Source organism: Pseudomonas sp. GW821-FHT10B02, from assembly GCF_059415665.1.
Window position 1 is genome coordinate 132,142 of the sequence record NZ_JBWKNR010000007.1, and the last position, 13,335, is coordinate 145,476.

A 13,335-nucleotide genomic window follows, 5' to 3' on the forward strand; every position below is an offset into this window, starting at 1 on the left:
AAACGCCAGGGGCAAGGGCAGGCAACAACGGATGGGCTAGCGGAGGGTGACGCCTATCAAGGCGCGGTTTCGAAGATCATGCTGACCAGCCCCTGATAGCTGCCGGGTTCATAGCCGGTGCTGGGTGCCGCCTGGGCCTCCACCTGGAAGCCGATGGTCGCGCCGGGCGCGGCCTGGGCAGCGCTGACGACTTCGGCGCTGGTGGTGCTGAGCACGGTATCGCCGACCTTGACGTTCAGGCCGATGTTGTGGGTACCGCTGGCGATGACTGCGGGCGACACCAGGTAGGCGGTGATCGGGCCGACGGTGCTCTTGACCTGCAGTTCCTTGCGGATCGGATCGAGTTTGGCCTGATACGAGTTCCAGGCCATCTCCTGCGGGTCGTTCATCCAGTTGCCGCCTACCGGCTCGACGAAGAAGGCATCGGTCGGCACCTGGGCGGTGACCTGCACCTGTTTCTCGATCGGGTCGATGGCATAGGCCGAAGCTGCGCACAGCACAGTCAGGGGAAGGGCAAGTAACGTACGTTTCACGAATGAATTCTCCTTGAAGGGGTCGATACCTGACCGGTGTTGCCCGGTCAGTGAGGAGAATTATTCGGGGTTGGCTCGCTTCGAAGAGTAAGACCGGTCCGAGCGATCTTCGGAAATTTCCCAGCGACAGCAGAAGGCCATTAGCTGGTGTGATCAACTGGAAAACGATCGCGGGGCAAGCCCGCTCCCACCGGGGTTGCTTGACCGGTGGGAGCGGGCTTGCCCCGCGATTTGTACTCAGTTATCAGTGCGAGACTGCGCCACTGGCCCCCAGACCGGTTTGCGAGCGAACGAACTGCGGGAAGAACAGCGCACGTTCTTTATCAGCTGCCTGGGACTTGTCAGTGATCGAGAAGAACCAGATCCCTGCGAAGGCAATCAGCATCGAGAACAGCGCCGGGTACTCGTACGGGTAGATGGCTTTTTCGTGACCGAGGATCTGTACCCAGATGGTCGGGCCGAGCACCATCAGTGCCACCGCACTGACCAGCCCCATCCAGCCGCCGATCATGGCGCCACGGGTGGTCAGCTTTTTCCAGTACATCGAGAGCAGCAGTACCGGGAAGTTGCAGCTGGCGGCAATCGAGAACGCCAGGCCGACCATGAAGGCGATGTTCTGGCTTTCGAACAGGATACCCAGACCGATTGCCAGTACCGCCAGGGCAATGGTGGTGATCTTCGAGACGCGGATTTCATCCTTCTCGTTGGCTTTGCCTTTCTTGATCACGCTGGCGTACAGGTCGTGGGACACCGCCGAAGCACCGGCCAGGGTCAGGCCGGCCACTACTGCCAGAATGGTCGCGAAGGCTACCGCCGAGATGAAGCCGAGGAACACGCTGCCGCCGACGGCGTCGGCCAGGTGTACCGCAGCCATGTTGTTGCCACCGATCAGGGCGCCAGCGGCGTCCTTGAAGTCAGGGTTGGTGCTGACCAGCAGGATTGCGCCGAAGCCGATGATGAAGGTCAGGATGTAGAAGTAGCCGATGAAACCGGTCGCATACAGCACGCTCTTGCGGGCTTCTTTGGCGTCGCTGACGGTGAAGAAGCGCATCAGGATGTGCGGCAGGCCAGCGGTACCGAACATCAGCGCCAGGCCCAGGGAGAAGGCCGAGATCGGGTCTTTGACCAGACCGCCCGGGCTCATGATCGCTTCACCTTTAGGGTGAACATCGATGGCCTGGGAGAACAGTGCGTTGAAGTCGAAGTTGACGTGTTTCATCACCATCAGCGCCATGAAGCTGGCACCGGAGAGCAGCAGCACGGCCTTGATGATCTGTACCCAGGTGGTCGCCAGCATGCCGCCGAACAGCACGTACAGGCACATCAGGATACCGACCAGGATCACCGCGACGTGGTAGTCCAGACCGAACAGCAGCTGGATCAGCTTACCGGCGCCGACCATTTGCGCGATCAGGTAGAACGCCACCACCACCAAGGAGCCGGAGGCCGACAGGGTGCGGATTTCTTTCTGCCCGAGACGGTACGAGGCAACGTCGGCAAAGGTGTATTTACCCAGGTTGCGCAGGCGTTCGGCGATCAGGAACAGAATGATCGGCCAGCCGACCAGGAAGCCGATCGAGTAGATCAGGCCGTCGTAGCCGGAGGTGAACACCAGGGCGGAAATACCCAGGAAGGAAGCTGCCGACATGTAGTCACCGGCAATCGCCAGACCGTTCTGGAAACCGGTGATACGCCCGCCGGCGGCATAGTAGTCGGAGGCGGAATTGTTACGTTTGGACGCCCAGTAGGTGATGCACAGGGTGGCACCGACGAAGGCGACGAACATGAGGATCGCCGCGACGTTCAACGGTTGTTTGTGCACCTCGCCGGTGAGGGCGTCGGCGGCCCACACGGCAGGTGCGAAGATGCCGAAGGCCAGGGTTGCCAGAAGACGCCGGATCATTGCTGTGCCTCCTTGAGAATCGCTTTGTTCATCTCATCGAACTCACCGTTGGCGCGACGCACGTAGATCGCAGTCAGCACGAAAGCCGAAAGGATCAGACCGACACCGAGGGGAATCCCCCAGGTAATCGACGAGTCAGGGCTGAGCCTGGTGCCCAATACATGCGGACCATAGGCGATCAACAGGATGAAAGCGGAGTAGAGACCGAGCATGATCGCCGAGAGAATCCAGGCGAAACGTTCGCGTTTTGACACCAGCTCCTTGAACCGCGGGCTGTTTTGTATCGAGAGATAAATGCTGTCGTTCATTGTTTTTGTCCTCGCAGCACAGATTAGGTAGTACGGACTCCACTTTATGCTGCCTTTGGACGCACTCCAGACGACCTTAGTCTTAGATGCAAAACTGTTTTACCGATTCGGTAACAGCCAGAAACGACAAGGGCCGCAGCACCGTTTCTGGTGCTGCGGCCCTGGAAGGTGCCAGATAGAAGCCTTAGGCCATTATTTAGCGGTCCACTCGGCGACGCGTTCAGGGTGTTTGGCTACCCAGTCCTTGGCTGCGGCCTCGGGTTTTGCGCCCTCTTGAATGGCCAACATGACCTCACCGATTTCGTCCTTGGACTGCCACTGGAACTTCTTCAGGAAGTCCGCCACTTCCGGTGCCTTGCTTGCCAGTTCCTTGCTGCCGATGCTGTTGACGGTTTCTGCCGCGCCATACACGCCTTTGGGGTCTTCAAGGAACTTGAGTTTCCACTTGGCGAACATCCAGTGCGGCACCCAGCCGGTGACGGCGATCGATTGTTGCTTGGCATAGGCGCGGCCCAGTTCCGCGGTCATCGCCGCGCCGGAACTGGCCTGGAGTTTGTAGCCGCTGAGGTCGTAGTCCTTGATGGCCTGATCGGTCTTGAGCATGACCCCGGAGCCGGCGTCGATGCCGACGATCTTGTGTTTGAAGCTGTCGTCGCTCTTGAGGTCGACCAGGGAGTTGGCCTTGACGTAGTCGGGGACGATCAGGCCGATCTTGGCGTCTTTGAAGTTGGGGCCGTAATCGACGACGTTGTCTTTGTTCTTGCTCCAGTAATCGCCATGGGTTACCGGCAACCAGGCCGACATCATCGCGTCGAGCTTGCCGGTCGCCACCCCCTGCCACATGATCCCAGTGGCCACGGCCTGCAGTTTGACGTCGTAGCCGAGCTTCTGCCTGATCACTTCGGCCGCCACGTTGGTAGTCGCCACACTGTCGGACCATCCATCGACGTAGCCGATGCTTACTTCCTTGGCCATCGCCTGCGCAGCGCCGATGGCCATTGCCAGGGCAGTGCCCACCCCCAGGAGTCGTCGCATTTTCATCAAAGCTTCCCCTCGTCACGTCACGGAACCTGCATCATCAACCGCTGATGCCCGCTGACCTGCTCTGGCAACGACCTCCAGGCATCGACAAGCGACATCACCTCGCCAGCCCGCTGTGCAGTTACATGAAGCAACATCCAACCCGGGTAACTTTGCCTGCCGAGGCTTTAGCCCGTGCCATTTGCAGGTACTATTGGCGGCTTTGCTCCCTGACGGTCCGATCCATGTCCCCGACTGCCCGCTTTGCGCTACTGCCCTATCTGTTCGCCTGCCTGCTCGGCCTGTTTGCGCTGGGAGGGCTCTGGTACGGGCTGGGCAAGCCGGTGGTGCTGCCGGATGCGGCCAGTGCCTCGCATAAACTGCAGTGCGCTTCCTACACGCCGTTCGACAAGGACCAGTCGCCGTTCGACCAGCCGTTCCAGTTGCGCCCGGCGCGCATGGACGCCGACCTGGCCCTGCTGGCCCAGCGCTTCGAGTGCATCCGTACCTATTCGATGACCGGGCTGGAGATGATCCCGGAGCTTGCACGCAAGCATGGTTTGAAAGTCATGCTCGGCGCCTGGATCAACGCCAACCCGGTGGATACGCAAAAAGAGGTCAAGGCCCTGATCGCCTCGGCCAACGCCAACCCTGACGTGGTCAAGGCGGTAATCGTCGGCAACGAAACCCTGCTGCGCAAAGAGGTCACCGGCCCGCAGCTGGCGGCGTTGATCAACCAGGTGAAAAGCCAGGTCAGCGTGCCGGTGACCTATGCCGATGTCTGGGAATTCTGGCTGCAGCACCCGGAAATCGCCCCGACCGTGGATTTTCTGACCATTCACCTGCTGCCTTACTGGGAAGATGATCCCAAGAGTATCGACGACGCCCTGGTGCATGTCGGTGAGATCCGTCAGGTGTTCGGCAACCGCTTTGCGCCCAAGGACATCGTCATCGGTGAAACCGGCTGGCCCAGCGAAGGCCGTCAGCGCGAAACCGCCCTGCCCAGCCGGGTCAATGAAGCACGCTTCATTCGCGGCTTTGTCGCCATGGCCGAACAGCACGGCTGGCACTACAACCTGATCGAAGCATTCGACCAGCCGTGGAAGCGCGCCAGTGAAGGCGCGGTCGGCGGTTACTGGGGCTTGTACGACGCCGACCGTGAAGACAAAGGCATTCTTGAAGGGCCAGTCAGCAACCTGGCGCTCTGGCCGCAATGGTTGATTGCCTGTGGTCTGCTGTTTGTTGCCACCCTGGTGCTTGCCGGTCGTGTACGCGGTACGCGGTCTGCCTTGCTGCTGCCGCTGCTGGCTGCCCTGGGTGCCGCGAGCCTGGGCTTGTGGGGCGAGCTGGTGCGGATCAACAGCCGCTTTGCCGGTGAGTGGATCTGGGCGGTGCTGCTGGGCGGATTGAACCTGATCGTCCTGACCCACGGTGCCCTGGCGCTGGCGCAACGTGACGGCTGGCGCGAGCGGGTCTTCGCCTGGCTTGAGGCGCGGGCGGGCTGGTGGTTGCTGGCGGCGGGGTTTGCCGCAGCGGTGAGCATGCTGGCGCTGGTGTTCGATCCGCGTTATCGCAGCTTCCCGAGCGCCGCACTGCTGCTGCCTGCGGTGGTCTACCTGCTGCGTCCGGTACGCGGGCCGCGGGCCGAGATCGGTCTGCTGGCGTTCATCGTCGGCGCCGGTATCGCCCCGCAGCTGTTCCGTGAGGGCCTGAGCAACCAGCAGGCGCTGGTCTGGGCCGGGGTCAGTGTGCTGATGGTGGGGGCATTGTGGCGCAGTTTGCGTGTGCGTACTCAGGCGTAATCAGCGCACCCCATCGCCGGCAACGCCGGCTCCCACAGGTCTGGCATGCACAATTCCATTGTGGGAGCCGGCGTTGCCGGCGATGGCCGCACCAAGGGTTCAGCTAGACCGCCGCACCAGGCGCAACCCGGCCAACACCACGGCAAATACCGCGATACTGGCGCTATACAACACCAGCGCCGGAATCGCGAACACCAGCGCCAGCACGGCCAGACGCCAGCCCGCTCGCGCCGGCAGCAACTGGGCCAGCAATGCCAGGCCCAGCGCGGTCCAGGCAATAACCCTGAAGTGAATCATCAACCCCATTACCGAACGCGCCTGGCATTGCCACACTTGCGCCTGTTCGGCGCAGACACCCACCCACTGTGCGTCTTCCATCAGGACATAACGCACCCCGTAACTGGCCGCCAGCCACAGGGGCAGGAACAGCAACAAGGTGATCAGTGGCAAACGGCGGGACATGGAACGCTCCGGAATCATCGAAATCGGCGCCCAGCATAATCGTCCGAGCTGTCTATGCAAGGCAAAAGCGCCAGCCTCGGCTACTTTGAACAGAAGATAAATGGAACCAATTGTTGCCGCGCTACCGGTGAAAACGGCAACATCAGGAACGATAAATGCCGGAACGCCAGGCAACTTTGCCGGGGACACCATGGTCCTAGCCTGCGTAACGCACTTTGCTGCAGCTTTTTTGGGGATCCGTCATGCTTCGATCAATACGCCTCACCGCCCTCTTGGGCGGCCTAATCCTGAGTGCGTCCGCTTCGGCACAAGATATCGACGCCGCCAGTTACGGCTACCCGCTGACCAACCCGTTCGAGGCGACCATCGCCACCACGCCGCCGGACTTGCGCCCGGAGTTGCCCAGCGACGATGACATCACCCAGTCCGACTACAGCCTGAACATGCGCCCGGAACGCGCCTTCACGCTCCCCGACAATTTCTGGGCGGTGAAACAGCTCAAGTACCGTATCGCCAGGCAGGACCACCCGGCACCGCTGATCTTTCTCATCGCCGGTACCGGTGCGCCCTACTCCAGCAGCATCAACGAATACCTCAAAAAGCTGTTCTACAAAGCCGGCTACCATGTAGTGCAACTGTCCTCGCCGACCAGCTTCGACTTCATCACCTCGGCTTCACGCTTCGCCACCCCCGGCGTCAGCAGTGATGATGCAGAAGACCTGTACCGGGTCATGCAGGGCGTGCGTGCGCAACATCCGCGCCTGCCGGTTACCGAGTATTACCTCAGCGGCTACAGCCTCGGCGCCCTGGATGCGGCGTTCGTCAGCCATCTGGACGAAACCCGGCGCAGTTTCAACTTCAAGCGCGTGCTGCTGCTCAACCCGCCGGTCAATCTCTACACCTCGATCACCAACCTCGACAAACTGGTGCAAACCGAGGTCAAGGGCGTCAACAGCAGCACCACGTTCTACGAGCTGGTCCTGAACAAGCTGACCCGCTACTTCCAGCAGAAAGGCTACATCGACCTCAACGACGCCTTGCTCTACGACTTCCAGCAGTCGCGCCAGCACCTGACCAACGAGCAGATGGCCATGGTCATTGGTACCTCGTTCCGTTTCTCGGCCGCCGACATCGCCTTCACCTCCGACCTGGTCAACCGCCGTGGGCTGATCACCCCGCCCAAGTACCCGATCACCGAAAGCAGCAGCCTCACGCCGTTTTTCAAACGGGCACTGCAGTGCGACTTCGATTGCTACATCACCGAGCAGGTCATCCCCATGTGGCGCGCCCGTACCGACGGTGGCAGCCTGCTGCAACTGGTTGACCAGGTCAGCCTGTATGCCCTCAAGGACTACCTGCAACAGAGCCCGAAAGTTGCCGTGATGCACAACGCCGACGATGTGATCCTCGGCCCCGGCGACATCGGCTTTCTGCGCAAAACCTTTGGCGAACGCTTGACCCTTTACCCCCACGGCGGCCATTGCGGCAACCTCAACTACCGCGTCAACAGCGACGCCATGCTGGAGTTTTTCCGTGGTTAAACGCCTACTGATTGCGACTGCACTACTTGCCAGTGGACTGGCCCAGGCCGAAGAACCCGCTCCGCGTGCCAGTGTTGTCGAAGCCGATGGCTTCACCCAGCCACTCAAAGAACTCAAATTCAATCCGGGCCTGGACCAGCGTGAGTTCGAGCGTTCGACGCTCGCCGCACTGAATGTCTACGACCCGCTGGAGTCGATGAACCGGCGGATCTACCACTTCAACTACCGCTTTGACCAATGGGTGTTCCTGCCGGTGGTCGATGGCTACCGCTACATCACCCCGGGTTTTGTCCGTAGTGGCGTGAGCAACTTCTTCAGCAACCTGGGCGATGTCCCCAACCTGCTCAACAGCCTGCTGCAGCTCAAGGGCAAGCGTTCGATGGAAATCACCGCGCGCCTGTTGCTCAACACCACCATTGGCGTCGCCGGCCTGTGGGACCCAGCAAGCAAGATGGGCCTGCCGTACCAGAGCGAGGACTTCGGCCAGACCCTAGGCTTCTATGGCGTGCCGGACGGCCCGTACCTGATGTTGCCGATTCTCGGGCCGTCGAACCTGCGCGATACCGGTGGACTGGCGGTGGACTTCGCCGCCGAGAACCAGATCAACTTCCTCAACGTTGCCGAAGTCAGCAGCAATCATCCGGAAGTGGTGGTGCTGCGGGCGGTCGACAAGCGCTACACCACCCGTTTCCGCTACGGTCAGCTGAACTCACCGTTCGAATACGAGAAGGTCCGCTACGTCTACACCGAAGCGCGCAAGCTGCAGATCGCCGAGTAGTTCGATTCAGCCAGTCACCTGGGGCAAGCCGAGGAAGTTGCACAACTCCCGACGCTTGGCCAGGGCGTCGCGCCGCCCCAGCTCGATCAGTTCACTGCAATAACCGGCTTCGAACAGCAGATAGCTGAGCACCCCGGCACCGCTGGTTTTGGTCGCGCCCGGGCCGCGCAGGAACAGGCGTAAGGCCGCGGGCAGCTCGCGGCGATGGCGGGCGGCGATTTCATCCAGTGGCTGGCTTGGCGCGACCACCAGCACGTCTACCGGTGCCAGGCCCAGGCGCCGACGCTCCAGATGTTCGGGCATCAGGTGGCTGAGATGGTTGAGGCGCTGCAACAACTCGATGTCGTCTTCCAGGCTGTCGATGAAGGTGCTGTTGAGCATATGCCCACCGATCTGCGCCAGGCTCGGTTGCTGGCCACTGAAAATCCGTGGACGTGGCTCGCCCTCGACCGGACGCTGCGGGTTACCGCTGACACCGACCACCAGCACCCGGCTGGCCCCCAGGTGCAGGGCCGGGCTGATCGGTGCCGACTGGCGCACCGCGCCGTCGCCGAAGTACTCCTCGCCCAGCTTGACCGGCGCGAACAGCAGCGGAATGGCTGAGCTGGCCAGCAAGTGCTCGACACTCAAACGGGTGGGCAGACCGATGCGCCGGTGGCGCAACCAGGGATCGATGGCACCGCGGCCTTGATAGAAGGTCACCGCCTGGCCGGACTCATAGCCGAAAGCGGTCACCGCCACGGCATGCAGGTGCTGTTGTTCGAGGGCATGGCCGATGCCGCTCATGTCCAGGTTCTGGTTAAGCAGATGACGCAGCGGCGAACTGTCGAGCAAGGCCACCGGTACCGGCGATCCAAGACCGAGCAAACTGTGACCGACGAAGCGGCTGGCCTGGCGAATCACCCCCGGCCAGTCGCTGCGCAGTACCTGTTGGCTGCGAAAGCCCTGCCAGAAGCTGGTCAGGCGCCGGATCGCATCGGCAAAGTGCGTCGCACCGCTGGCCAGGGTCACGGCGTTGATGGCACCCGCGGAGGTACCGACGATCACCGGAAACGGATTGGCCGCGCCAGGCGGCAGCAGATCGGCAATCCCGGCCAGCACACCGACCTGGTAGGCGGCGCGGGCGCCACCGCCGGAGAGGATCAATCCTGTGATCGGTGCTGACATACTGCCTTCCTGGGAGAATGTGGTGAATTCATCGCGGGGCAAGCCCGCTCCCACAGAGGTGCATAAGCCTGTAGGAGCGGGCTTGCCCCGCGATCGCCTCAACGCCGCTTTTTGTAGAGCTTCGGCGCCCCCGGCGGCCGCGACTTGAAGCGCCGATGCGCCCACAGATACTGCTCCGGGCACTCGCGCAACGCCACTTCAATCCACTGGTTGATGCGCAGGCAATCGGCTTCTTCGGTCTCGCCCGGGAAATCCTCCAGCGGCGGATGAATCACCAGCCGATAGCCGCTGCCGTCCGCCAGGCGCTGCTGGGTGAAGGGAATCACCCGCGCCTTGCCCAGCCGGGCAAACTTGGTGGTCGCGGTGACTGTCGCGGCCTGGATGCCGAACAGCGGCACGAACAGGCTCTGCTTGGCGCCGTAGTCCTGATCCGGTGCGTACCAGATCGCACGGCCGGCGCGCAGCAGCTTGAGCATGCCGCGCACGTCCTCACGCTCTACGGCCAGCGAGTCGAGGTTATGCCGCTCGCGGCCGCGGCGCTGAATGTAGTCGAACACCGGGTTGCCGTGCTCACGGTACATGCCGTCGATGGTGTGCTCCTGACCGAGCAGGGCCGCGCCAATTTCCAGGGTAGTGAAGTGCAATGCCATCAGGATGGCCCCCTGGCCATCACGCTGAGCGGCTTGCAGGTGTTCCAGGCCTTCGATGTGCGCCAGGCGCGCCAAACGGGCCTTTGGCCACCACCAGCTCATGGCCATTTCGAAGAAGGCGATGCCGGTGGAGGCGAAGTTTTCCTTGAGCAGACGCTTCCGCTCGACGGACGGTAGCTCCGGGAAGCACAGTTCCAGGTTGCGCCCCGCAATATAGCGGCGCTCACCGGCTACCCGGTACATCAAGGCCCCGAGCACACGGCCGATCACCAGCAATGCCCGGTATGGCAGCTGCACGATCAGCCACAACAGCCCCAGCCCCAGCCACAGCGGCCAGAAGCGCGGGTGCAGAAAGTAACGACGAAAACGCGGGCGATCCATTAAAGATTCCGGAAAGACGATGGCCGGGCATTCTACAACGGTTCGGCACGGGTTGCGGCTAACCGGCGTTCTCGTTATAAGTCTGGGCACTTTTTCGTAACAAGCCGCCCTATGCAGACCATGAGCCAAACCCAAACGCCAGACCAAGACCCTGTGTTCCAGCTCAAGGGCAGCATGCTCGCCATCACCGTGCTCGAGCTCGCCCGGAACAACCTCGAAGGCCTCGACCGGCAGTTGGCGGCCAAAGTTGCCCAGGCACCGAATTTTTTCAGCAACACGCCGCTGGTGCTGGCCCTGGACAAGCTGCCGGCGGGTGAAGGTCCGATCGATCTGCCCGGGCTGATGCGCGTCTGCCGCCATCACGGCCTGCGCACCCTGGCCATTCGTGCCAGCCGCATCGAAGACATCGCCGCGGCCATCGCCATCGACCTGCCGGTGCTGCCACCGTCCGGCGCGCGCGAGCGGCCGGTCGAACCCGAGCCTGAGGTGAAGAAGCCAGAGCCGCCGCCGGCCCCGGTTCCGCCGCCGGAACCGGCGATCAAACCGACCAGGATCATCACGACGCCAGTACGCGGTGGCCAGCAGATCTACGCCCAGGGTGGCGATCTGGTCGTGGTGTCGTCGGTCAGTCCGGGCGCGGAACTTCTCGCCGATGGCAACATCCATGTGTACGGTGCAATGCGTGGGCGGGCGCTGGCCGGAATCAAGGGCAATACCCGGGCACGCATTTTTTGCCAGCAGCTGACTGCCGAAATGGTCTCGATCGCCGGCCAGTACAAGGTCTCCGAAGACCTGCGCCGTGATCCGTTGTGGGGCACCGGCGTGCAGATCAGCCTGTCTGGTGACGTGTTGAACATCACCCGTCTTTAACGGATACTTGCCGCCATTTTCTGCGCAACTTATTTCGATGTTGCCGTTTTTTGTATTTTTGGGACTCAACGTCCTTTTTCATTAGGGGTGAAACACCTTGGCCAAGATTCTCGTGGTTACATCCGGCAAGGGTGGTGTGGGTAAGACCACCACCAGCGCCGCTATTGGTACCGGCCTCGCACTGCGCGGTCACAAGACGGTCATCGTCGACTTCGACGTCGGCCTGCGTAACCTCGACCTGATCATGGGCTGCGAACGCCGCGTGGTGTACGACTTCGTCAACGTGGTCAACGGCGAAGCCAACCTGCAGCAGGCGCTGATCAAGGACAAACGCCTTGAGAACCTCTTCGTGCTGGCCGCCAGCCAGACCCGTGACAAAGACGCGCTGACCCAGGAAGGCGTGGAAAAGGTCCTGATGCAGCTCAAGGAAGACTTCGAATACGTGGTCTGCGACTCCCCGGCCGGTATCGAGAAAGGTGCCCACCTGGCGATGTACTTCGCCGACGAGGCCATCGTCGTGACCAACCCGGAAGTCTCCTCGGTACGTGACTCGGACCGCATGCTCGGCCTGCTGGCGAGCAAATCGCGCCGCGCCGAACGCAACGAAGACCCGATCAAAGAACACCTGCTGATCACCCGCTACCATCCAGAGCGCGTGAGCCAGGGCGAAATGCTTGGCGTCGAAGACGTCAAGGAAATCCTCTCGGTCGCCCTGCTGGGCGTGATCCCGGAATCCCAGGCGGTGCTCAAGGCATCCAACCAGGGCGTACCGGTGATTCTCGACGACCAGAGCGATGCCGGTCAGGCCTACAGCGACACCGTCGATCGCCTGTTGGGCAAAAATGTGGAACATCGGTTCCTTGATGTGAAGAAGAAGGGATTCTTCGAGCGCCTGTTTGGAGGCAACTAACCAATGAACCTTTTTGACTTCTTTCGTGCCAGCAAAAAAGTAAGCACCGCCTCGGTCGCGAAAGAGCGTCTACAGATCATCGTGGCGCACGAGCGCGGTCAGCGCAGTACTCCGGACTACCTTCCAGCCCTGCAGAAGGAACTGGTGGAGGTGATCCGCAAGTACGTCAACATCGGCTCCGATGATGTGCAGGTCGCTCTGGAAAACCAGGGCAGCTGCTCGATCCTGGAACTCAACATCACCCTGCCCGATCGTTGATCGGCGCCTACGGGTAACCTGCCACGGCGACGGCCGGGCCCGGGCTTTACAGCCCGGGCCCGGCCGTCGCCGTTGGCGTTTGCAGAGAACACGTAATGCCGCTGTCCAATGTTCACGTCCTCTATGAGGATGACGCGATCCTGGTGATCAACAAACCGACCCTGCTGCTGTCTGTGCCCGGGCGCGCCGACGACAACAAGGATTGCCTGATTACCCGCCTGCAGGAAAACGGCTATCCCGACGCCCTGATCGTCCATCGCCTGGACTGGGAAACCTCGGGGATCATCCTGCTGGCCCGTGATGCCGACAGTCACCGCGAGCTGTCCCGACAGTTCCATGACCGTGAAACCGAGAAGGCCTACACCGCCCTGTGCTGGGGCCAGCCGCAACTCGACAGCGGCAGCATCGACCTGCCCCTGCGCTACGATCCGCCGACCAAGCCGCGGCATGTCGTCGACCACGAGCAGGGCAAGCATGCGCTGACCTTCTGGCGCATCCTGGAGCGCTGCGGCGATCACTGCCGGGTGGAGCTGACGCCGATTACCGGGCGCTCGCACCAGTTGCGCGTGCATATGCTGTCGATCGGCCATCCGCTGCTGGGTGACCGTTTGTATGCCTACCCTGAAGCCCTCGCCGCCCATGAGCGCCTGTGCCTGCATGCGAGTATGCTCAGCTTTACTCACCCGGTGTCCGGGGAGCGGCTGCGCTTTGAGTGTCCGGCGCCGTTCTGATACACAGCATCGCCCCTATCG

General features: G+C 61.8%; 14 protein-coding genes. 7 read left to right on the forward strand and 7 right to left on the reverse strand.

Annotated features, from left to right (window positions below):
- Nucleotides 1-56: 56 nt before the first annotated feature.
- The 4 genes from AC07OF_RS12785 to AC07OF_RS12800 all read right to left on the reverse strand — a co-directional run bounded on the left by AC07OF_RS12785 (nt 57) and on the right by AC07OF_RS12800 (nt 3,785).
- Complete coding sequence (locus AC07OF_RS12785; RefSeq protein ID WP_191832894.1) at nt 57-533, reverse strand: CS1 type fimbrial major subunit; 477 nt, start codon at nt 531-533, stop codon at nt 57-59.
- Between the two features lie 244 nt (nt 534-777).
- A complete protein-coding gene (locus AC07OF_RS12790; protein WP_157191617.1) occupies nt 778-2,436 on the reverse strand; it encodes a cation acetate symporter in 1,659 nt (552 codons plus the stop codon).
- The gene (locus AC07OF_RS12795) at nt 2,433-2,744 is read right to left on the reverse strand and encodes a DUF485 domain-containing protein (protein WP_038608249.1); all 312 of its coding nucleotides are present in this window, start codon (nt 2,742-2,744) and stop codon (nt 2,433-2,435) included. The genes AC07OF_RS12790 and AC07OF_RS12795 overlap by 4 nt, the downstream gene beginning before the upstream one ends.
- 192 nt (nt 2,745-2,936) lie before the next feature.
- The gene (locus AC07OF_RS12800; protein WP_495072947.1) at nt 2,937-3,785 is read right to left on the reverse strand and encodes a glycine betaine ABC transporter substrate-binding protein; all 849 of its coding nucleotides are present in this window, start codon (nt 3,783-3,785) and stop codon (nt 2,937-2,939) included.
- Between the two features lie 224 nt (nt 3,786-4,009).
- On the opposite strand from AC07OF_RS12800, the gene AC07OF_RS12805 reads away from it, so the two are divergent.
- Nucleotides 4,010-5,566 (forward strand): glycoside hydrolase family 17 protein, encoded by a 1,557-nt coding sequence (locus AC07OF_RS12805; RefSeq protein ID WP_495072948.1) that lies wholly within the window; start codon nt 4,010-4,012, stop codon nt 5,564-5,566.
- A 99-nt stretch (nt 5,567-5,665) separates the two neighbouring features.
- Here AC07OF_RS12805 and AC07OF_RS12810 read toward each other — a convergent pair whose 3' ends face one another.
- The gene (locus AC07OF_RS12810) at nt 5,666-6,028 is read right to left on the reverse strand and encodes a hypothetical protein (RefSeq protein ID WP_157191612.1); all 363 of its coding nucleotides are present in this window, start codon (nt 6,026-6,028) and stop codon (nt 5,666-5,668) included.
- A gap of 242 nt (nt 6,029-6,270) precedes the next feature.
- Between AC07OF_RS12810 and AC07OF_RS12815 the strand changes: the two genes are divergently transcribed.
- Both AC07OF_RS12815 and AC07OF_RS12820 read left to right on the forward strand, forming a co-directional pair.
- Nucleotides 6,271-7,569: an alpha/beta fold hydrolase family protein gene (locus AC07OF_RS12815; RefSeq protein WP_157191610.1), complete on the forward strand. Its 1,299-nt coding sequence runs from the start codon at nt 6,271-6,273 to the stop codon at nt 7,567-7,569.
- A complete protein-coding gene (locus tag AC07OF_RS12820; RefSeq protein WP_157191609.1) occupies nt 7,562-8,347 on the forward strand; it encodes an MlaA family lipoprotein in 786 nt (261 codons plus the stop codon). Before AC07OF_RS12815 ends, AC07OF_RS12820 begins: the two co-directional genes overlap by 8 nt.
- Nucleotides 8,348-8,353: 6 nt before the next feature.
- Here AC07OF_RS12820 and AC07OF_RS12825 read toward each other — a convergent pair whose 3' ends face one another.
- Nucleotides 8,354-9,514: a patatin-like phospholipase family protein gene (locus tag AC07OF_RS12825; RefSeq protein ID WP_157191607.1), complete on the reverse strand. Its 1,161-nt coding sequence runs from the start codon at nt 9,512-9,514 to the stop codon at nt 8,354-8,356.
- A gap of 98 nt (nt 9,515-9,612) precedes the next feature.
- Nucleotides 9,613-10,545, reverse strand: coding sequence for a lipid A biosynthesis lauroyl acyltransferase (locus tag AC07OF_RS12830; protein ID WP_476445702.1), 933 nt, complete (start codon nt 10,543-10,545; stop codon nt 9,613-9,615).
- 111 nt (nt 10,546-10,656) lie between these two features.
- Between AC07OF_RS12830 and minC the strand changes: the two genes are divergently transcribed.
- From minC to AC07OF_RS12850, 4 genes are all read left to right on the forward strand, one after another.
- A complete protein-coding gene (gene minC, locus AC07OF_RS12835; RefSeq protein ID WP_038608233.1) occupies nt 10,657-11,415 on the forward strand; it encodes a septum site-determining protein MinC in 759 nt (252 codons plus the stop codon).
- A gap of 97 nt (nt 11,416-11,512) precedes the next feature.
- Entirely contained in the window at nt 11,513-12,325 is an 813-nt protein-coding gene (gene minD, locus AC07OF_RS12840; RefSeq protein WP_038608231.1) for a septum site-determining protein MinD, read from the forward strand.
- A gap of 3 nt (nt 12,326-12,328) precedes the next feature.
- Nucleotides 12,329-12,583 carry a cell division topological specificity factor MinE gene (gene minE / locus AC07OF_RS12845; RefSeq protein WP_010224188.1) on the forward strand — a complete coding sequence of 85 codons (255 nt, stop codon included), beginning with the start codon at nt 12,329-12,331 and terminating at the stop codon, nt 12,581-12,583.
- 95 nt (nt 12,584-12,678) lie between these two features.
- Nucleotides 12,679-13,314, forward strand: a complete 636-nt coding sequence (locus AC07OF_RS12850) for an RluA family pseudouridine synthase (RefSeq protein WP_157191603.1) — start codon at nt 12,679-12,681, stop codon at nt 13,312-13,314.
- Nucleotides 13,315-13,335: the final 21 nt, after the last annotated feature.